Annotated in this window: 17 protein-coding genes and 1 pseudogene; 11 read left to right on the plus strand and 7 right to left on the minus strand. The window is 43.6% G+C overall.

Annotated features, from left to right (window positions below; all coding sequences use genetic code 11):
- Positions 1-169 precede the first annotated feature (169 nt).
- The 3 genes from FU659_RS12335 (at position 170) to FU659_RS12345 (ending at position 4842) form a co-directional block, all read left to right on the plus strand.
- On the plus strand, positions 170-1651 hold the full coding sequence (locus tag FU659_RS12335) for a glycosyl hydrolase (RefSeq protein ID WP_187274113.1): 1482 nt from the start codon (positions 170-172) through the stop codon (positions 1649-1651).
- Between the two features lie 38 nt (positions 1652-1689).
- Positions 1690-4320 carry a discoidin domain-containing protein gene (locus FU659_RS12340; protein ID WP_147947858.1) on the plus strand — a complete coding sequence of 877 codons (2631 nt, stop codon included), beginning with the start codon at positions 1690-1692 and terminating at the stop codon, positions 4318-4320.
- Between the two features lie 231 nt (positions 4321-4551).
- Positions 4552-4842, plus strand: coding sequence for a hypothetical protein (locus FU659_RS12345; RefSeq protein ID WP_147947859.1), 291 nt, complete (start codon positions 4552-4554; stop codon positions 4840-4842).
- A gap of 117 nt (positions 4843-4959) precedes the next feature.
- Here the strand turns inward: FU659_RS12345 and greA are convergent, their stop codons facing one another.
- Positions 4960-5433 carry a transcription elongation factor GreA gene (greA, locus tag FU659_RS12350; RefSeq protein ID WP_147947860.1) on the minus strand — a complete coding sequence of 158 codons (474 nt, stop codon included), beginning with the start codon at positions 5431-5433 and terminating at the stop codon, positions 4960-4962.
- Between the two features lie 174 nt (positions 5434-5607).
- Here greA and FU659_RS12355 point away from each other — a divergent pair, with 174 nt between their 5' ends.
- Positions 5608-6240, plus strand: coding sequence for a pyridoxamine 5'-phosphate oxidase family protein (locus tag FU659_RS12355; RefSeq protein ID WP_147947861.1), 633 nt, complete (start codon positions 5608-5610; stop codon positions 6238-6240).
- A gap of 90 nt (positions 6241-6330) precedes the next feature.
- Here FU659_RS12355 and FU659_RS12360 read toward each other — a convergent pair whose 3' ends face one another.
- The 3 genes from FU659_RS12360 to FU659_RS12365 form a co-directional block, all read right to left on the minus strand.
- Positions 6331-7734, minus strand: coding sequence for an ATP-binding protein (locus tag FU659_RS12360; RefSeq protein ID WP_261807794.1), 1404 nt, complete (start codon positions 7732-7734; stop codon positions 6331-6333).
- Complete coding sequence (locus tag FU659_RS37115) at positions 7694-8266, minus strand: PAS domain-containing protein (RefSeq protein ID WP_261807795.1); 573 nt, start codon at positions 8264-8266, stop codon at positions 7694-7696. The genes FU659_RS12360 and FU659_RS37115 overlap by 41 nt, the downstream gene beginning before the upstream one ends.
- Before the next feature lie 111 nt (positions 8267-8377).
- Positions 8378-9238 (minus strand): AraC family transcriptional regulator, encoded by an 861-nt coding sequence (locus FU659_RS12365; protein ID WP_147947862.1) that lies wholly within the window; start codon positions 9236-9238, stop codon positions 8378-8380.
- A gap of 133 nt (positions 9239-9371) precedes the next feature.
- On the opposite strand from FU659_RS12365, the gene lacZ reads away from it, so the two are divergent.
- The 5 genes from lacZ (at position 9372) to FU659_RS12385 (ending at position 18016) form a co-directional block, all read left to right on the plus strand.
- Positions 9372-12500: a beta-galactosidase, LacZ type gene (gene lacZ, locus FU659_RS12370; RefSeq protein ID WP_147947863.1), complete on the plus strand. Its 3129-nt coding sequence runs from the start codon at positions 9372-9374 to the stop codon at positions 12498-12500.
- 221 nt (positions 12501-12721) lie between these two features.
- Positions 12722-13639 (plus strand): DMT family transporter, encoded by a 918-nt coding sequence (locus FU659_RS12375; RefSeq protein ID WP_147947864.1) that lies wholly within the window; start codon positions 12722-12724, stop codon positions 13637-13639.
- A 153-nt stretch (positions 13640-13792) separates the two neighbouring features.
- Entirely contained in the window at positions 13793-14359 is a 567-nt protein-coding gene (locus FU659_RS37120) for a hypothetical protein (RefSeq protein ID WP_261807796.1), read from the plus strand.
- Positions 14356-16905 carry a hybrid sensor histidine kinase/response regulator gene (locus tag FU659_RS12380; protein ID WP_261807797.1) on the plus strand — a complete coding sequence of 850 codons (2550 nt, stop codon included), beginning with the start codon at positions 14356-14358 and terminating at the stop codon, positions 16903-16905. The genes FU659_RS37120 and FU659_RS12380 overlap by 4 nt, the downstream gene beginning before the upstream one ends.
- On the plus strand, positions 16898-18016 hold the full coding sequence (locus FU659_RS12385) for a response regulator (RefSeq protein ID WP_147947865.1): 1119 nt from the start codon (positions 16898-16900) through the stop codon (positions 18014-18016). The genes FU659_RS12380 and FU659_RS12385 overlap by 8 nt, the downstream gene beginning before the upstream one ends.
- A gap of 144 nt (positions 18017-18160) precedes the next feature.
- Here the strand turns inward: FU659_RS12385 and FU659_RS37125 are convergent.
- The 3 genes and pseudogenes from FU659_RS37125 to FU659_RS12400 form a co-directional block, all read right to left on the minus strand.
- Positions 18161-18331 (minus strand): annotated as a pseudogene (locus FU659_RS37125) (MFS transporter); the annotation flags it as partial.
- Positions 18332-18422: 91 nt separating this feature from the next.
- Positions 18423-19139: a pentapeptide repeat-containing protein gene (locus tag FU659_RS12395; RefSeq protein WP_147947866.1), complete on the minus strand. Its 717-nt coding sequence runs from the start codon at positions 19137-19139 to the stop codon at positions 18423-18425.
- A gap of 17 nt (positions 19140-19156) precedes the next feature.
- Complete coding sequence (locus FU659_RS12400; RefSeq protein WP_147947918.1) at positions 19157-19486, minus strand: PadR family transcriptional regulator; 330 nt, start codon at positions 19484-19486, stop codon at positions 19157-19159.
- 172 nt (positions 19487-19658) lie between these two features.
- Here FU659_RS12400 and katA point away from each other — a divergent pair, with 172 nt between their 5' ends.
- Positions 19659-21110, plus strand: coding sequence for a catalase KatA (gene katA, locus FU659_RS12405; RefSeq protein WP_147947867.1), 1452 nt, complete (start codon positions 19659-19661; stop codon positions 21108-21110).
- A gap of 110 nt (positions 21111-21220) precedes the next feature.
- The gene (locus FU659_RS12410; RefSeq protein WP_147947868.1) at positions 21221-21712 is read left to right on the plus strand and encodes a hypothetical protein; all 492 of its coding nucleotides are present in this window, start codon (positions 21221-21223) and stop codon (positions 21710-21712) included.
- Positions 21713-21725: the final 13 nt, after the last annotated feature.

Below are 21725 nucleotides of genomic sequence, written 5' to 3' on the forward strand. Positions count from 1 at the left end.
ATGCCTTCTATTCGAATTTAAGAATGGAAGGCTATCTTTCATTTGAAAACGAAATAGAAATGGAAAAAATTGAAAAATGCCTGGTGTGATTGATCTAACAGTAGGATACGTGTTCTGATCAGCCATCATTGGGTAAGCCTATTGTTAACACGATCAAACTGGAGGTTAGATGATGTTGAATATCGGAAAGGCGGGTGTGTTCAGAAAGGTGGTTTCCTTATTATTTCTATTAAGTCTCCTATCACCGAGTTTGCTCACACACCCAACAATTTCACAAGCGTCAGGTTTACCCATCAATTCGAAAGCAACGGTTGAAGCCAGATCAGTGCTGCAGTATTTGTACAATATATCGGGTGTGATGACCATTAGCGGACAGCATGATTACTTGGAAAGTCCAGATGAATGGAGCAAGAAAGTGAAGGGGGTGACTGGCAAATATCCGGCTCTCCACGGATATGAGTTTGGAGCGATTATGAACCAAACGGCTAGTCAATTGGATTCGCAAAGACAAAATGTGGTGAACAGTGCCATTGAATGGAGTCAAGCAGGCGGTCTGGTGAGCATTACGTACCACGAAAGCATTCCGGGAACCTGTCTGTGCTGGTCGAATGTCAAAAAAGGAATGAGCCAAGCTGATTTTGATCTGTATGTAACCCCGGGCACCTCGCAATATAAGCAATTGATCGCGGATCTGGATAAAGCGGCATTGTATTTAGGCCAATTACGGGATGCAGGTGTGCCGGTTCTATGGCGTCCCTATCATGAAATGAATGGCGATTGGTTCTGGTGGGGGAAGAAGTCGAACTTCACCGCGTTGTGGAATATTATGTATGATCGCTTCGTCCGCGTTCATCAATTGAACAACTTATTGTGGGTATGGAGCCCCAATGCGCCTAACGCCTCATCGGACGCTTACAATGCCACTTATCCGGGTGATGGCAAGGTTGATGTACTTGCTGTTGATATTTATGACAATGACTATAAATCGGACTACTACGATAAAATTGTTGAATTAGCCAAAGGTAAGCCTGTCGCTATCGGCGAAAATGGCGAATTGCCAAGTAGCACGATTCTGAGTAAACAACCCAAATGGGCCTATGTTATGACTTGGGGAAAGATGCTAGCTGATAATAATGCCGCGGAAGAGATCAAATCGTTCTATTCGCATCCAAAATTGTTGACAAGAGAATCGTTTTTGCTTCCTTTAAAAATGTCTTCCATAGCCATTCGCAATGGGCTTCATGCAGAATATTACGATAATATGGATTTCACAGCATTAAAAGAAGTGAAAGAAGACGCCAAGATTGATTTTAATTGGTTCAACACAGCGCCCTATCCATCGATGCAGGCCGATACCTTTTCTGTGAGATGGACAGGTAAACTAAAGCCTCTATATACAGAAACGTACAAAATATCGACATTGAGCGATGATGGCATTCGCGTTTGGGTGAACGGTTTGCTTGTGATTGACAGTTGGTTTAATCAGAGCTGGGTAGAACGGACTGGGACGATTGCGTTGACGGCTGGAACACCTGTCGATTTTAAAGTGGAATATTATAATAATACGAATGGAGCTGCAGCTAAAGTGATGTGGGCAAGTCCCTCCCAAACGAAAGAAATAATTCCAGAGCATGCCTTTTTTCTTCCCTAGCGAAGGAACGGTATCCCTATGGAAAGGAAAAGAGCAGGATGAAAACTACTTCCATGAGATATATCGTTTTACCGGCTGTTTGGATGCTGTTTCTTATCATGATCTCAGCCTCTCGTAATGATGGCGCTGCAGCCAAAGAAGCTCTTGTAAGTAAAGATGTGATTCCATTGTCATACACCGCGGGTGATACATTATGGATGCTGGGCAAGCAGGATGATTCCTTTGAGGAGTTTGCCAAAGCAAGTACGCGGCTTCAAAGCATTACAATCTCTCAGGATGACAATCCAGAGACGGATTGGTTAGCCGTGCCCCAGGGGCTTAATAAATCGATTAATAGCACGTTTACGATTCGTTACGCTCTTGACAAACTGCCGGAACATGGGGTCCTCTTTCAGGTTAAGATTCTGGATGCTCATAAGGCTACTCCACAGATGGCAGTATTTTCTAACCGGATGCTGGCTGGTTTGATACAGATTGCAGGCGTCGGAGGGACTTCGAGTACCTATCCTTATAAGAAGACTTATGAGCTGTATATCCCCAAAGAGCAGTTGCAAGTAGGAACTAACGAATTGAAGCTTTCGGTTGAAGGATGCTTATACTGCTCGACAGCTGAGGATAAATTTTTGTGGTGGAAATGGGATTATTTATCCCTCGAGTCTTTGGAGTCGCCTGCGCAGGAGCCGATACACGGTAAATATGTCGAATCGGGCACGAAAGTTAGCAATCTCTCATTTTATTACGATGAAGGAGCTGTTCGACATCTTCCTTACGTGCTGAAATGGCTGGGCATCGCTTACAGCGGCAACGTCATGAGGGTGGATTGCGCTACCGATGTGGCGCAGGGCTGTTCATCGATCCAATCGTATTATGAGACTTTACGCGATTATCATACCCAAGCAGTAGCGCTCCATTTGCATACGGGGAACATTAAGCTGCAAGCGGACGGCACTTTGCCAGCGGATGCAGAGAACAAGCTGCGTGATTATCTTACGCAGTATGGGAACTATTTTCAATATTATGAGATCGATAATGAACCTGGTTTATTTAATCGTTCCAAAGCTGTTAATTTAGCAATAGCGACTTGGTTAAAAGCGCATATTCCAGCCTTAGCTCCACATTTGAAAACAGTAGCGCCGGGTTGGGCTTATGCGCCGAAGTATGCAGTTAGAGCCTGTCGCAATCAAACGGGTTCCGGGAGCCCTGCCTGTGGAAATCCTGATGGATGGGAAGGAGACCCTGAGCAAAGACTTGAGCTGGAAAAAGTGACTGATCTGAGCAATGGGCATGCTTATGGTACTTCCTATGCAGATAATAAAGGTGGGAGCTTCTTAGAAAATTTACAAATGTTTAAGGGGTCCGAAGATGGGCTGCCCAAATGGATGCTGAACACCGAGTACGGAACGTCGGACTCCCATGTAGATCCGCAAGTTTACGGAGCTTCACAGCCCAAATCTGCCGTCTTTGATCGCATCATGAGGGCTCATATTGGGTACGCGGATATATTCATGCAGCACGCGGCTTTCTATCCTAACTATGCATTGTTCGATTCAGGCATTGATTTGAATACTCATAATCCTGCATTAACACGTATTCATACAAACTTGCCGGATCAAGACTCAAGGGTTGGCATCACACGTCGGCTGAACGTGGCATATGCCACGCATGGCAGTCCTCTGACTTATGAAGTGATGAATAAGGATGCTTTGCAAGACAAGCTTGTCTACTTCCGCGGCGTGGATACCTCTGCCTTGCCGCCACTGCCAGGTTCGGAGGAAACGTCCAACAAAGTGTTAGTCAATTTCGTCAATTTTGGAACCACCAGGCTGACCATGGAAGTAAAAGTGACAATGCCAGAGGCTGCGGTGTATGAAGGGGAAAGATTCGGCGCTGGGGACACCTATGAGTCGGCGCGCTCAGTGGTTGGGGGACTGCAAGCATCTCCTACCCTCATATTTAAGGAGACACTAGGTCCGGGTGAAGCGGTCCAATACATATTAACAAGAACGAAGGATGTCATAATCAAAGCGCCCAGCTGGGTCGAAGCGAAGCCGATACAAGATCACGCCATTGAACTGAGTTGGATGGAGCCGGAGGGCGCGAAAAGCTATGAGATATGGCGCAAAATGAATGCGAGCGATAACTATCAACTCATTGCGCAGCAAGTGAATCAAAACCATTATGTCGATAAGGAGACGAAAGCAGGCAGCGCTTATTCTTATCGAATCAGAGTATCCGGCACCTCGCTGCTTTCCGAAGAAACAACGGCAACAGCAACGGATTATGTCTCATTAAGTCGAACGCAATGGGAGGTAAGCAGTAGTACCGGTAAGCCCCAAAATGCGATAGACGACAACCCCTACACAAGATGGGATACAGGAAAGGCACAACTCCCTGGGCAATATTTCACCATTGATATGCATGATTTCTATTCAATAAACCGAATTGTGCTCAAGAGCAATGGGTCACCGAACGACTATCCAAGAAAATATGAGGTATACGTATCGAATGACGGCGTGAATTGGGCAGCGTCAGTGGCTGCAGGTACAGGCGCTTTATTAACTGATATTCGATTTAATGAACAGAGAGTTAGATACGTGAAGATTGTTCAAACCGCCAAAGCAGGTAACTTTTGGTCGATCTACGATTTGCAGATTTATGGCATAAAATAAAAAACAGATTCTGTCCCTTTAGGGCGGGCAGAATTTGTTTTTTTGTTCTGAAATGAAGCTGTATACTAAGCAGGGGCCTCAGTTCCCTCTGTTTGTTCCGTTGACGGCTCAAGCGCCTCGTCCAGCTTCTGAACGCCAAGAATGTCACTAGTCAAACTTTATTTTTATTTTGGGCTTCTTTATATCGAAGTTTCGGAGTAAAATAAAGGACAAGGAGGAGGATTGATAATCATGAGTGCATTGAAAAGTTTCACTGATGCTGATCAACATATTTCTTTGGAATTAAGAGATGATCATTTAACTGTGCTGCGTTTCTATGGTGAAACCACGATTTACCCTTTTAAAAGTATTTCACTTGCCTCTGCTCCAATCCCTGAGTATCCTTTGAATCATGTGGCTATTTCTGTAATCGATTACAATACGGGTGTAACCGATTTCAAATTTTCATCCGACAAAAAAGATTTTGAAGAATTTGTTCATACCGCCATTCAACAACATAGTCGGTTCGTTCCAAACCACTAGCCATCGGCTAGTGGTTTTTCTAACATGCGCCGAATGAAGCGCTTTTCAGCAAAAGAAAAGCCTTGTCCTTAAGCTTTTGGCTTCAGAGGACAAGGCTATTTCTAATGTTTCATAGAATTAAACGGTTTTGATTTCAAGCAATTCGTAGGAGATGACGCCCATAGGGGCATTTACACTAATTTTATCGCCTACGGATTTATTCATAAGGGAATTTCCCAATGGACTTTCGTATGAAATTTTATTTAAGGAAACATCCGCTTCAGAGGAACCTACGATTTTATACGTGATGGTTTCCTTGAATTCGATATCGTTCAGGATCACCGTGGAACCAACTTGAACTTTTGAATTGTCCAGGGTTTTAACGACCTTTGCTTTTTTCAACATGCGTTCAATCGTCAAGATTCTTGTTTCCATGAAGGATTGATCATTTTTGGCAGAATGGTACTCACTATTTTCTTTTAAATCGCCGTAGCTAATGGCCAATTTGATCCGTTCGGATAATTCTTTACGCTTTACAGTTTTCAGATCCTCCAGCTCGGACTCTAACTTCGCTAATCCCTCTGGGGTCAAAATGATTTCATCATTGGACATTTGTGCATCTCCTAATTCAAAAACGGTTTATTTATAGTTCTTTATAGCATTCTACACTAAAATCGTTCATCATGCGAAATTGAATTAGAAATAGTTCTTCAGAAGGAAAATTAAGGGATTTACACGAATATCTTTTAGCGGAGTTTCAGCTAATACGTTAATGGAGGCCATTCGATGAGCGTACCTTTCAAGCAAATATTGAAATCGGAAGAAGAGATTAGAGACATAGTCGGATTTTCAAGCGAAGTTGTTAAGCAAAAAGCCATCCATCACTTAGATAAACATTGTCGAGATTTCATTGCCATGTCACCCTTATTATTCCTCTCAACTTCAGATGAATACGGGCATTGTGATGTTTCGCCCAGAGGTGATGCTTCAGGATCGGTCCTTATTCTGAATGATCATTATTTGGTTATTCCAGAAAGGCCTGGGAATCGCAGGATAGATTCTATTCGAAATTTGCTAACGAATCCTCATGTAGGTCTTCTTTTTATTATTCCCGGGCTTAAAGAAACGCTGAGGGTGAATGGGCGTGCCTATGTGATCAAAGATGATGAAATTTTGGAGCAGATGACTGCGCATGATAAAAAACCTTTACTTTGCATTGCCGTAGAGGTGGAAGAATGCTTCATTCATTGTGCCAAAGCTTTTATGCGATCAGGCGTATGGGATAGCACAACCTGGCAAGCTGAGGAACATCTGCCGTCCGTTCCAACTATTTTAGCAGCTCATGTCAACTCTAATGAGTTTACCGCGGAAGTCATCGCTGAGGGGCTCCAGATAAGCTATGAGAAGAGACTGTATTAATGATGGGAGCCGCGCCGCTGGATAGCTTTGATAAGTTTGTTCAGGATTGGAAAAAGTAAGGTTTGGACAGCCCCTTTCTATAATGGGAAATTATTCGGTTTGCGTCAAACGGGCTGTCTTTCCTTTATTTTTTACATATTTTTCAATCAATTCATGGATAGATTTGCTCTTAACGGGCTTACTCATATAATCGTCCATTCCAGCAGCCAGACAGTTTTCACGATCTTCTTTCAAGGCATTCGCGGTCACTGCGACTATCAATGGGCATTTGTCAGGCGGAAGCGATTGCTTAATGATTCTGCTTGCTTCAATTCCGTTCATCATGGGCATATGGAGATCCATAAAAATGATATCGAAAGGGGTATTCAGTGCGCTGCGAACGACTTCATCACCATTAGCAACTATGGTGGTGAAATGCCCCAGTTTCTCCAGCATCTTGTTCAATACAATTTGGTTAATGACATTATCTTCGGCGATAAGGATTTGAAGCGGGCTTGAGTTCACAGCTTCATGATCGTTGATTTGCGAATGAATGGAAGACAGATCTTCTTGGAGACAAATCGTGAAGATGATGGTTGTCCCAGGTTCGTCGGTAGGCTCTACCCAGATATCTCCCCCCATTAATCGAACAAGCTTCTTGCTGATCGCGAGACCTAATCCGGTTCCTTCATACTTGCGGGTCATTAAATGATCGACTTGGGAGAAGGGCTCGAATACAAAGTTTCTTTTATCCGTCGTAATCCCAATACCACTATCTTTGACAATAAATTCAAGCTGCACAAGTTGGTCTTCTTGTACACGTTTATTGACATGAATGGAGATACCGCCTGAAGTTGTAAACTTAATTGAATTACTCACCAGATTTAGAAGTACTTGTTTCAAACGCTCCGAATCTCCAATTAAGGTAAGAGGCACATTCCGATCCAAGGAGTAACTTGTTGTTAACTGTTTCTCTTCAGCTTTCGTTGATAATATGCTAAAGGTCTCTAAAATGGTGTCTCGGACGCTAAATGGGAAGTCGTTCAATTCTGTTTTGCCGGATTCAATTTTGGAAAAATCTAAAATATCATTAATGATCGTTAGCAGCGTTTCTCCGCTTTTATGAATAATTTCCACAAATTCTTTTTGTTCATCATCCAAGGTTGTTGATTCCAAAAGTAAATCGGTCATACCGATCACACCATTCATCGGTGTCCTAATTTCATGGCTCATCATGGCCAGAAACTCACTCTTTGCTCGGTTTGTTTTTTCTGCGATTTCCTTCTCAAGGATGAGTTGTTTCTGTTCGGTCATATCTTTGGCGATAACATAGAAGCCTACATTAATACCTTGAATAATGATGGGAGCAATCGTCGTCAAAACTTCCACGGTATGCCCATCTGTATGGCGGATACGATCAATCTTCTTATCAAACGATGGATCGTACTGAGGGCTGGAAAGAATATGGTTGAGATTATCTTTTCCGATGAAGTTGGAAAAAGTTTTTCCCGACAATTTCGCTCATGCAGCAGCCAAAGAGTTCTTGCGCTTTCATGTTGCCGTTAATAATGGTGCCATCCAAATCAAGTGAAATAATAGCATCATGATTATATTTTTTCAGAGAAGTATGTCGTTCAATAGACTCCTGGAGTTTTTTTTCAGCTGTTTTGTGTTGGGAGATATCGGTAATATGCGCAAGGTAATAAAGAGGTGTTCCATCCGTATCGTCTTTTATTAAAATGACATGTACCGATGCCCATATGATCGTTCCATCTTTGTGCAAAAAACGTTTCTCCATAGAAAAGGAGGTCGATAAACCATTTGTTATATGTTGGATTTGGAAGGCACACTTGGGCCAATCGTCTTGATGGGAGAATGTTTGAATGCTCAGCCTTAATAGTTCATCTTCTCTGTATCCGAGAATGGAACATAAAGCCGGATTTATTTTAACCAAAAGCCCATCTAAAGAAATGAAAGCAACCCCAAAAGGAGAATAGCGATGGACATGTTCAAAAAAAGAGTGTTCATCCACTTGTGCGCTGCTCATTATTAGCCCCCATTCAATTATTTGATATGTATCCATCATAAGCGTTTATTGTAAATAAAACCATTAGAAATCAGTATCCCTTTCCATAGGAAATGAAACATATGTCAACGCTTACTTGAATAAGTGTGCATGATTTTTTTGATTATATTGATTTCTAAACATTTCTGGCGTCAAGCCTTCAGATTTGCGAAAGGTGGAAATGAAATGGGAGGCATCGAGAAATCCGGTCGCCTCAGCCACATGCTTCACCGTTTGATCAGGCATAGCGATCAGCATTTCTTTGGACTTTTGCAGACGAAGCTGCAATACATATTGATAGGGAGAAATGCCAAAAGCTTTGCGAAACAAGGTGTTGACGTGTTGAGGACTAAGTCCAAGCCGATGTGACATCCAACCGAGTCCAACCTCTGAAGATCCATAGACCTCCTCCAGTTGAAGCAAGAGAGGCAGCAAACGCTCATGGCTTTGAGAGAAAGAAGCGCTCCGATTCACATTACCGTGTTTTTTTAAAAGCGTGAGGAATTGATAAATTTCCAGTGAACCATTCGTACCGGTAAAGTCATGGCTGTATTGATACTTGTCGTAAAAATAAGTGTGAATGTCCGCAAGTGGTGTATCTTCTCCCCAACTCACTACCGTTAGCACGGGCAGCTCTAGTGCATGAACAATGGAAGCGGCCAATGAGCCATCAAAGGTTAAATACCAAGTAGACCACTTGTTTCCAGATGCTTTGTAGGCGTGAGGAATACTTGCCGGTAAGAGCAAACCTTGATGCTCGTTTAGTTTTAGGTTTCCGTTTTCCAATTGAATGTCTCCGCTGCCTTCGATAGTTTGCAGCCAATGGAAGCAGGGGTATCCCTGCTCTCTTTTTAAGTAGTCCTGTTCCTGCTCATACCCAACAGTTTCCAGAATGAGAGGAAGCTTCCGATCTGATTCTGTAATGACGAAAAATTTCCTGTAATCAGTAAGCATGCTTAATCGTACACTTCTCTTTCATTTTTTAATATGCTAGGCGAGTTATCTTATATTTTAAAACAATTTAGACTCATGTACAATAAACATATTGTTGCTAATCATAATACGAAGATGAAGTGAGGTACATCACATGTCTGCTAAATTTATATATACACCACCGACGAATGGCTACCCGGAATGGAACAATAATCCGGAGATATTTCAGCTGAACCGACAGGAAGCTTACGCTACTCTAATGCCTTATCGGACAGAAGCAGAAGCATTGGCAGGTGTCCGTGAAAGTTCTGATTTCTATCAATCCTTGAATGGAACTTGGAAATTTCATTTTGCCGAAAATGCTCAGGGAAGACCGCAAAACTTCCATCATGTCGATTATGATACAAGTAACTGGTCTGACATTACGGTTCCTGCCCATTGGCAGCTGCAGGGCTTCGACTTTCCACAATATACGAATTTGATTTATCCATGGGTAGGGCACGAGGATTTAATGCCTCCCTTTGCTCCGGTGAAGTATAACCCGGTTGGTTCCTATTCGCGCAGCTTTACGGTTCCTCCCGCGTGGACAGGTCAGCCTGTTTATCTAAACTTCCAAGGTGTGGAATCCGCGTTTTATGTCTGGGTGAACGGCGACTTGGTTGGTTTCAGTCAAGATTCGTTTACACCTGCGGAATTTGATATTACCCCTTACCTCGTAGAAGGGGATAATAAGCTTGACGTTGAGGTGTACCGCTGGAGCGATGCAAGCTGGTTGGAGGATCAAGATTTCTGGCGCCTCAGTGGTATTTTCCGCGATGTATATATCTACAGCACACCTACAACTCATATCGCGGATTTCAAGGTCCTGACGGAATTAGACGATGCGTTTGAGAATGCCGAACTGCGTATTCAAGTCAAAGTGAATAACTATGATGGACTTGACCAAGGGGTACGCCGCATTGAGGCTGTTCTCTATGATCATGAACAAAGGCCGGTTTGGAATGGGCCTTTAAGCGCTCAATTGAACGAAAGCGGCATGGAGAAGCAGGATGTGGAGCTCTCTGTTCAAGTTGAACGTCCGAGGTTATGGAGTGCAGAGAAGCCTCATCTCTACACGCTCGTTTTGAGCTTGAAAAATGAGCATGATGAACTTCTCGAAACGGAAAGCTGTAAAGTCGGTTTCCGTAAGTTCGAAATTAAAGATGGTTTAATGCAAATTAACGGTCAGAGAATTGTTTTAAAAGGTGTTAACCGTCATGAATTTGATACGGATCGCGGTCGTGTTGTTGACGCGGCAAGCATGTTGGCTGATATTTTGCTCATGAAAACACACAACATTAATGCGGTCAGAACCTCACACTACCCGAACAATCCGCTTTGGTACGAGCTTTGCGACGAATACGGCTTGTACGTTATCGATGAGACGAACTTGGAGACGCATGGGTCTTGGACGAATAAAAAAGAAGAAGATCAAGGCGTCGTGCCGGGCAGCAAGCCGGAATGGACGGGGGCAGTGCTGGACCGCGCAAATTCGATGCTACAAAGAGATAAGAATCATCCTTCGATTATTATCTGGTCGCTGGGGAATGAGGCTTTTGGCGGCGACAATTTCATTAAAATGCATGATTTTCTAGTTGAAGCAGACCCATCACGCGTGATTCATTACGAAGGTGTTTTCAATTATAGAGCATCGGACGCGGCATCGGATATCGAAAGCCAGATGTACACGTATATCAACAAAATTGAAGAATATGCGAAAAGCAAACCGAAAAAGCCTTTTATTTTATGTGAGTACAGTCACGCCATGGGCAATTCCTGCGGTAATTTATTCAAGTATTGGGAGCTGTTCGACAAGTATCCCGTTCTGCAAGGCGGCTTTATATGGGATTGGATCGATCAATCGATTCGCACGACAACATCTGAAGGCATCACTTATCAAGCTTACGGCGGTGACTTCGGAGATACTCCGAATGATGGCAACTTCTGCGGGAATGGTCTTATCTTTGCTGATCGGAAACCTTCACCCAAAATTTATGAAGTCAAGAAGTGCTATCAGAATGTTAGGATAGAAGCTGTCGATCTTGCGCAAGGGCAGATTTGTGTGAAAAATCAATTCTTATTCACAAATCTGAATGAATTTGATTGGATTTGGTCGATTGAACGCCAGGGCGTTCAGGTAGGCGAAGTGAATCGTGGACAGTTCGCCGTGCAACCAGGCGAAACCGAGATCATTCAATTGGCGCTTCCTCGTGAAGCGGCTGGGTTCTCTTCGGATGAACTCGTGCTGACGATTAGTCTACAGCTGCAAGCTGATGAAAGTTGGGCGAGCAAAGGTCATGAAATTGCTTGGGAGCAGTTCTTGCTGCCTGTGAGCACCGATTTGGTCATCCAAACGGATGCTGCGGTCGAGCTGACCTCGATCAGTGCCGTTCAAATTATTGCGAACAAGGATGCCATTCAGTTGAAGGGCAGCCACTTCTCGCTTCAGTTCGATACGGCAACAGGAGATCTGATTTCCTACTTATATGATGGTATCGAGCTGTTCCAGTCGGGTCCCGTACCCAATTTCTGGAGAGCCTATACGGATAATGACCGCGGCAATCAGCACCATATTCGCTGTGCGACTTGGCGTGAGGCAGGCAGCGGAAGAACGCTTTGTTCTTTGCAAGCGAAACCGGCAGCCGATGGCGGAGCTGAGGTTCGCATAGGTTATAAAGTGCCAACACAGTCCGTATCCGATGTGCAGGTTGTCTACACCGTGCTGACGACTGGGGAAGTAGAAGTACGTATGGAGCTTGCGCCAGGATTAAACTTGCCGGAAATTCCGGAGATCGGTGTGCTGTTTCAATTAGATGGTTCTTTTCAGCAGTTGACTTGGTATGGCCGTGGACCTCATGAGAATCATTGGGATCGAGCGGTTGGAGCCAAGCTAGGCTTATACCAAGGGACTGTTGCGGAGCAATTCGTACCTTATCTTCGTCCGCAAGAATGCGGTAATAAGACAGATGTTCGCTGGGCAACGTTAACGAATGAGAATGGCAGAGGTTTGCGTATTACCGGTCTTCCAACCGTTGAACTTAACGCTTTGCCTTACTCGCCTTCTGAGCTGGAGACTCATGATCATCCTTACAAGCTGCCTGTTAGCGATAAAGTGGTTGTTCGCGTCAATTACAAGCAAATGGGTGTCGGTGGTGACGATAGTTGGGGTGCAAGAACACATCCCGAATTTACGTTATATGCTAATCGTACCTACGCATACAGCTTTACGTTTAAAGGTATTTAAGTTTAAAAAGAATGCCAATCTATGTGCCCTTGGGTCAAAGATTGGCGTTCTTTTTTTTTGTAGGTAAGTATATGTCTATACATTTGCTTCGCATCTACCTTGACAAATTCGCTCGTCCCTGAAGGACAGTGATTTATCCTTGGTTTGGGATCATACAATGGTACACATGTGGTATGATGAAGTATGCCGCTTATTTTGTTAGTAAAGGAGCATAAACCTTCATGTTAAAACGTTCCCCGTATGTTCTGCTGGTCATTGCCACTTGTATTTGGGGAGGCAACTTTGTTGCAGGCAAAGCGCTCGTTCTTCATATATCACCTATAACACTGGCTGCTATGCGTTGGAGTATTGCCTTTCTCTGCCTGCTCCCATTTGTGGGTAAGGAGGCTTGGAGGCGAAGGTTAGATTTCCTTCAAGGCTGGAAAATGATTCTGTTCCTATCCGTCACAGGCGTTGCCGGATTTAATACGCTAACGTATGCAGCCGTCCAATATACAGGCTCGATAAACGCCTCACTAATGAATTCAGCAACACCAATCATGGTTGTGATTTTAACCTGGTTGGTAATGAAAGAGCGCTTCGCATGGTCAGCCTTGCCCGGTATCCTCGTCTCTATGGTCGGCGTGAGTTGGATTATTAGCCGGGGCAGTCTCGGGGCTCTGTTTAATCTCTCTTTTAATAAGGGGGACCTCCTCATGCTGCTGGCCGTTTTTTTCTGGGCTTTATATTCGGTGGGTATGAAAAAGGCAGCAGGTCGATTTCCGGCAAGTCCGCTGCTGCTTGTTCAGGTTGCCGTCGCTTTAGTGCTATTGATTCCGTTATCTGCCATCGAATGGGCAATCAAGTCGCCACAGATAGTGTGGAGTCCTACTCTGGTCACCGGTGTTATCTATATTGGATTGTTTGCCTCTTTGCTCGCTTTTCTATCATGGAATCGGGCCATTGAGCTCGCAGGTCCGCAACGATGTGCGGGATTTCTCAATCTAATTCCGCTCTTCAGCGCTATATTTGCGACGACTTTCACCGGCGAGTCCTTGCGTTTATATCATTTTCTGGGGGCATTGTGGATTGTAGTCGGTGTTTATATCACGAATTATGCCATAAAGAAGCGGCAAGCCATCAGCAAAACTGCTCATTGATTCAGAAATTCGCGCTTAAACAGCCAACTGGAAGTTGAATTCCAGTTGGCTGTTTATTTTAATTAAAGCAAAATTAGCGTCTTGTGAGTTTTTTGAGAGTAGGAAATGGTAATATCAAATAGTATGGAAATTTGGGAGGAAGGAGGCTTGAGTGTGAATCGTTTTTACAGACCCATAGGCATCATATTCATCCTATCCCTCCTTATTATGTTGTTTACAGACATCTATTCGTCGGTGGCGCCGAGTAGGGGCATACAGCTTGCTAAACAGGGAGTACTGGATTTAACGAGCCGGGATTTTCGGAAACAAGGATTGGTCACATTGGATGGAGAGTGGGAGTTCTACGAAGGAAAGTTGTTGGAACCCACCGATTTTCGTGCAGGTTGGCGGACAGATGTTTCTTATTTATCTGTGCCTGGTACGTGGAATGGCAAAAATGAGGAACAAGGCATGAGCAGGAAAGGCTTTGGCACTTATCGGCTCAAAGTGCTTGTGAACGCTGGAGATGACATTTATGGCGTGAAATTAAGAAGTATTCGTATGTCTAATAAGTTGTATATTAATGGAAAGCTAGAGGGCGAGAGCGGGCGTCCGGGCGTTAACCAGAAGGTGCATATTCCCGGAAATACACCGTACAGCACTTTTTTTTACCGGATGGCAAAGAGATTGAGATCATTATACAAGTGTCAAACTTTGTATATCCGAGTGGTGGAATTGTGAATTCAATCGAGTTTGGCTCGCACGGGGACATCACAAAGCTAAACGGCCTACTGATAGGCAGTGATCTGGCTGGCATCTTGATTCTCGTCATGTTTGGCGCCTATCATTTGAACCTCTATCTTCTGAGAAGGCGTGAGAAAACCTACCTACTCAGTGGCCTTTATTTCATTTCTCTCGCAGTTATTCAATTCCTCTATGGCGAAAAGCTCTTTCAAAGGCTGTTCCCGGGCATCTCTTTTGATTTGGCTTACAAGGCGTTGGATCTAAGCGAATTTCTGAGTTCTGTATTAAGTGTCATGTTTTTCTGCTCTATTAACAATCGCCTCATGTCGCAGAGAAAAATGGTATGGTTAATATCCCCAATTTTAATTTATATGGTGGCTATTATTGTTCTGCCGTATTCGCTTTATAATGAGATAAGGTCACTGTTCTTTTTATACGTCGGAATAGCTCCCCTATTTATTCTCGGCAGAATGATATATTTATTTCGTACAAGCCCGAGGGGAACGTCCGAACGCAAAGAATTACTGCTGTTCATCGCTGCGATTGTTTCATTGCTGGGTTTCTTGGTGGATGGATCTTTATATTCAGAGAATCTGGTCACTTCGGATCTGCTGGGCAAAGTTGCCATTATATCTTTCATTACGTTAATGAATATTTTGCTTGCGGTACGATTTACTATTGCATATGAGAAGACCGAAACTTTAACCAATCAGCTAACCATTTCCAATCAATTGAAGGATGAATTCTTGATGCATACGTCACATGAGATCAAGACTCCCCTGCACGGGATTATGAACATAACCTCTTATTTGCTGGATGACGATGAACACAATTTGTCTGCTAAGCAGAAGCAAAATCTTTGGCTGATCAAGGATACATCCAACAAGCTTTCTATGCTTATGTACGATTTGATCGATGTTACACACTTGAAGCACGGTGAGTTGCGCTTACACATAACGGTTGTAGATATCAGGGCTGTGACGCAAATCATCTTTGATGTACTGCATTTTGAGCTCGCAGGCAAAGTAGTAAGATTGAATAATCAAGTCCTCCCCAATGTTTGGGTTCAAGCGGATGAGAACCGATTGCGGCAAATTCTTTATAATTTGGTGCATAATGCGATAAAACATACAGAAAAAGGGGAAATAAGCGTAACGTCGCGTGTTTCTTCGGGAATGGTGTATGTCACAGTAACAGACACAGGAATTGGGATACCGATAGATAAGCATACGAGTATTTTTGAGTATTTCGAGCAGCTTGACCAAGTTATGCCTGGTGATGGGTATACGGGAATGGGCGTTGGTTTGTATATAAGCCGCAAGCTTGTAGAACGAATGGGCGGAGAGATTCACGTTGTTTGGTCAGAAATCGGACAAGGGACGAGCATGGCTTTTACACTTCCGAGCGCTGCAGAGCCCTTACCTGTTCGTGATCATATTTATAGTATCGACATGTATCGGCAAAGAGCAGTTGAGGAGCTCGATTCATTTGACATTTTGGAACAGCACACCTATACAATACTCATCGTGGATGATGAAGCCTCCAATATCCATACCCTGCTAAACATTTTGAAAAGACATCCATATAATGTGATTACCGCATTCTCGGCCAAAGAAGCCATGATCAAAATAAAAGAGTATCCTCAAGTTGATCTCGTTATTTTGGACGTTATGATGCCGGGCATTTCTGGTTTTGAGCTTTGCCGACTGCTTCGCACGCAGTATTCCATACTCGACTTGCCCATTTTATTCGCAACAGCTAAGGATAATTCCCAAGACATCGCAATGGGATTTGGAGCAGGAGCCAATGATTATTTGACGAAGCCGTTTGAAGCGGAAACGTTAATAGCTAGGATTCATACGTTGATTGCGATGAAAACGTCCATTCAAGAGGCTATTCGTAATGAGCTTGCCTTTCATCAAGCTCAGATCAAGCCTCACTTTTTGTATAATGCGCTTAGCAGTGTGATTTCGTTTTGTTACACGGATGGCGAAAAAGCGGCTTATTTATTATCGAAGCTAAGCCAATATTTGCGCTACATCCTAGACATGGACCGTAATGAATTATTTGTTCCCCTGAACCGAGAGTTGGAATTAATTGAAGCCTATGTGGAGATCGAGAAGGCTCGCTTTGGGGAGCGATTTGATTTTGCGAGTTACGTTGATGAAGGACTTAAGCATGTTGCCATCCCATCATTATGTATTCAACCGTTTGTGGAGAATGCGATACGTCATGGTTTATTTGAAAAGGAAGGACACGGCACGGTCACGTTAACGATTCAGGAGGGAGATCGTTATCTGCAAGTTACCGTGCAAGATGATGGTGTTGGGATGCCCGACGATCTTCTGTACCAAATTGCCAATGGCAGTCGGGATAGCGGTGGTATAGGCATCTCCAATATTCGCAGCCGTCTGGATTCGATTCCGGGTGCAACCCTGATCGTAAGTTCGGAAATGGGACGCGGAACAAAGATAACTATGTATTTGCCTTTGAACGGCAGTAAACAGGATTTTTTAGAAGAAAGGAGGGGAAAGGTTGTTTAATGTTGTCATTGTGGAAGACGAGAAACCGATTCTTGAATTAATGAAAGTGCTTATCGGCCGGAATCCCCATTATACGATTACCGGCGCTTTCAGCAATCCGCTTGAGGCGCTCGATAGGTTGCCATCACTGCGACCGGATGTTGTCTTCCTGGATGTGGAAATGCCCAAGATCAATGGCCTGGAGCTCGCACACAGATTGAATGAAATTTCTGATCAGACGCGCATTGTTTTCACGACAGCATATAAGGAATATGCGCTGGATGCTTTTCAAGTTTATGCCTTCGATTATATATTAAAGCCTGTTACACCGACAGCGATTGAGCGGGTAACGAACCGCCTGATTAAGCAGAATCGCACTTCTGTCCAGCCAGGGGAGCAGGCAAGGGTCATGCATGCTTCAAATCGGTGTTTTGGAGGATTCGAGGTCAGGAATCCGCAAGGCACGCTTGTTCGCTGGCCGACACGCAAGACGGAGGAACTGTATGCTTTCTTTCTCTGTCATCCAGGTCAGGATATAAGCAAGTGGCACTTGGCTGATATTTTATGGCCGGATATGCTGGAAGAAAGGGCTTCGCACAATTTACATAACACCATCTATCGATTAAAGAAAATTTTGAAAGAGCAAGAACTGGGCATGGATATTCAGAAAACGAATGAAGGTTACATGTTGGATACATTACATGCTACCTATGATTTATTGGAGTTTCAAAATAGTGGCTTGGCGCCCACGGAGGGTGTGCAGGATGAGGCACAGGCTGAGCGATTGTGTACCCTTTACCAAGGTCCTCTTTTGGATCGGAAGGATTACTTATGGAAGGTACAGCTTGAGGTTGGCTATGGGAAACAGTATACAGGGCTTGTACGGAGTTTGATTGGCAAAGATATGAAGCGACAAGATTGGGGCAGGGCTGAACAAAGGTTGGACACCTACTTGTCCCTATACCCCTTGAATGAGGATATGCAGCAATTGTTGATGGATGTATACGTAATCAGTGGGAAGAGGGAACAAATCGCCAAGCACTACGTTAGCTTTGAAGCTCATTATCGGAGGGAGCTGGGAATCGAGCCGCCAAAGGAAATGAGAAAGAAGATTGAGAATTACTTGAAATAAGAGCCTGTTTACAGTCAAAAAGGATTAAGGGATGAATCGCAGAGACAGCAGAGATGCTGTCTTTTTTTGAACACAAAAGGACCGTCAGGATGTTTTTCCCTGACGGTTTTTCTTACTTCAATTAATGTGAGACGGACGTTTGATCAACTTTCGTTGGATCCTATGACTTTGAATAATCCCGAACGTAGTAATACCAAGTGTCATTCCTAGAGAACGGAGGAAGTTCAGCGTCGAGGAGGCAGAGCCGTGCTGCCGTGCTTCGAACAGATGAATAGCCGCGTTGCCCAGAACGGAGAAGGATGCTCCGATACCGAGTTATAATCCTTCTAGTATTCCGCGGCTTTCAATATGTAGTCGATCTCCCTTACATTCACTTCCCGTGTGATTTCAACTTTAATGTTTTTTTCTAAATGATTGTAACATGAGTCAAGTTGGCCTTATATGCTTTTAGAATGGCATAAGTGACTTTATCCATTTTGGCTCCGTCAAAGATAGTCTTCTTGACTTCTGTCTTGAACGATACGGCATGAAAAATTGCATTTCGGAATGTTGTACCTTTCAAACCCGCATGATTAAAGCTTGTTCCCGTGAAGGTTAGGTTATCAAAACAAATGCCTGATAACTCGGATGAGCTGAAGTCGGTTTGGTCTAAGATGCAATTTTTGAAGCTTGCGCCTTTGAGATTCGATTTTGAAATTTTGGCTCTGGTTAGATTCGTGCCATTGAAATTCACACCATCCAAGTTGCTGCATTTAAAGGAGGCATTCGTTAAGTCAGAATTGCTGAAATCGGATTCCTGCAGATTACTGTAATTAAATTTGCCGTCATGAACTTGAATTTCTCGGAGATCGGACTTCTGCAGGTTTTGCATCGAGAAATCTATTCCAATGATTTGTTGAAGCTTCGTGGTATTGGCATGAATACTTTCGATTAATTCCGTAATTTCGCCAATGGAGTCAATCGTCCGATGAAAGGCGGCTTCTTCGTTAAAACCATCCTTTTGCAAATCCTGAAGTCTTTCTTGCAAATCCTTGGACAGTTCTTCTTTTAATTCCTGAATTGGCTTTAAATCCTCATAGCGTGAAAAAATATCGTCTAAATAGGTTGTAAGTCTTGCATTCATGTTGTATACCGCCTTTCTCAGATTAGTAAATTGAGAATTGTTTTCGCATGCTCCCAATTAAGTTTGTTCTTCGTATAATTTTCTTTCCCGATATCCGTAATATGATAATATTTTCTCCTACCGCCCTGCGTTTCATCACCCCAGTAAGAGACAATGCTCTCATCTTGTTCTAATCGTTTAAGACTGGAGTACATGGTTGCTTCTTTCAGCTCATACTCTCCACCTGAGCTAGCCTGCACTAGCTTGGAAATTTCATATCCATATTTATCTCCGGAAAGCAGAAGCTTGAGAATAATAGTATCGGTGTGACCCCGAATGAGATCCGCTGTAATTTTCAAATCAACAATCGTCCTCACCTCCTCTTTTACAATATAAAACAAAGTACTATGTCTGTCAAAGTAATTTTATTTTAGTAATACTATGATGCTATATGATGACCTCATTTGTTAATGGAATGAACAAGTCTATTGAAGAATACATTGAAATAAGGAATAACGAAGATGAAGAGGTGAATCGACGATGAGTGAGAATAAAAGTAAGCTTACGACTAGTTGGGGGGCTCCTGTTGGGGATAACCAAAACTCGATTACGGCGGGTTCACGAGGTCCGATATTAATACAAGATGTTCACCTCTTAGAGAAGTTGGCGCATTTCAACAGAGAACGAGTACCTGAACGCGTTGTTCACGCCAAAGGGGCAGGAGCCCATGGCTATTTTGAAGTTACGCAAGATTTGACCGCGTATACAAAAGCCAGCTTTTTAGCTGAAGTGGGCAAACGCACGCCATTGTTCGTTCGTTTCTCCACCGTTGCCGGGGAAAATGGCTCATCCGATACGGTGCGCGATCCACGTGGATTCGCTGTGAAGTTTTATACGGATGAAGGAAACTATGATTTGGTAGGCAACAATACGCCGGTATTTTTCATTCGAGATGCAATTAAATTCCCTGACTTTATACATACGCAAAAGCGTCATCCGCAAACGCATTTGAAAAATCCGAATGCTGTTTGGGATTTCTGGTCGCTATCCCCTGAATCTTTGCATCAAGTGACAATTCTGATGTCGGACCGCGGAATTCCGGCAACGCTGCGGCATATGCATGGCTTTGGCAGTCATACGTTCAAATGGGTAAATGCGGAAGGCCAAGGCGTGTGGGTGAAGTATCACTTCAAAACCGAACAAGGCGTCCAAAACTTAGCGACGGATGTTGCGGCTCAGCTCGCGGCGGAAAATCCGGATTATCATACGGAAGATCTTTTCCATGCCATTGAGCAAGGCGATTTCCCTTCCTGGAAGCTTTGTGTCCAGATCATGCCGCTGGAAGATGCGAATACATATCGGTTCGATCCCTTTGATGTAACCAAGGTATGGTCACAAAAGGATTATCCGCTGATTGAAGTGGGACGCATGGTGCTGGATCGTAATCCGGCTAATTATTTCGCCGAGGTTGAACAAGCAACGTTCTCCCCGGGGACACTTGTGCCTGGTATTGATGTCTCTCCGGATAAAATGCTGCAAGGCCGCTTGTTTGCATATGGCGATGCGCATCGCTACCGGGTAGGGGCTAACCACCATACGCTGCCGATTAATCGGCCCCAGAGTGAAGTAAACCATTATCAGCGTGACGGTCAGATGATTTCCACGGAGAACGGGGGAGGTTCCGCCTATTACGAGCCCAACAGTCTAGGGGGGCCCACAGAAACATCCGCGCATAAACAGGCGCCTTTTGAAGTAACGGGTGAAGCGAACAGTACGGCCTATGATCACCATGATCACTATACGCAAGCAGGCGATTTGTATCGCTTGTTGAGTGAAGGAGAACGTGAACGTCTCGTTCAAACGATTGTAGGTGCAATGAAGCCTGTTGAACAAGATGAAATCAAACTTCGACAAATTGGTCATTTTTACAAGGCAGATCCTGAATATGGGGTTCGTGTTGCGGAGGGGCTCGGTTTATCTGTCCCTGAATGAAACATATAGAAAAAGGCAGCTACCTTTTGGTCAAAAAAGGATGGCTGTCTTTTTTTGTATAGGATTAGCTTTCAAATAGCAAATTCAATTCTTACGAAGAGGTGGATGCAATGGGTACACGTTTATTATCCGAGCAAATGATTAAAAAGCGGTTTCCGCACTTAAGGTATCTGAGAATCCATACCCAAGAAAAGAATACGGCGACGATTTATGCCTGGGATGACGATTTGCAATTAGCGGACCAAGAAATTCGCAGCTTAAAACAATTTGCTTCCGATTATTTGAATCCCTATGTCTGTTTTAAAGTGAAAGCGTATCCTTATGTGCAAGAAGAGAAAGTTCCGCAAATGAATGAATTGCCGGAAATCGTCATACAAGCAGCAACAAGTAGAAAGCTTAATCAAGATGGCATCAAAGCCGTGATAAACCGTTTATTTCCATTTGGACGTTTAAACTACGACAGATATGAAGCTGCTGAGGGAATGATTCATTTTCAATTTCATGCCATTCGTTTGATTAGCGATAAAGAGAAAGAAGCCATGAAGAGTTATCTGAATGAATTAATTCCCTTAGGTTCTTATTGTGAAGTGACTTTTTACTAATTGGCATAGCTGG

This window comes from Paenibacillus sp. N3.4, from assembly GCF_008017805.1.
Lineage (GTDB): Bacteria > Bacillota > Bacilli > Paenibacillales > NBRC-103111 > Paenibacillus_E.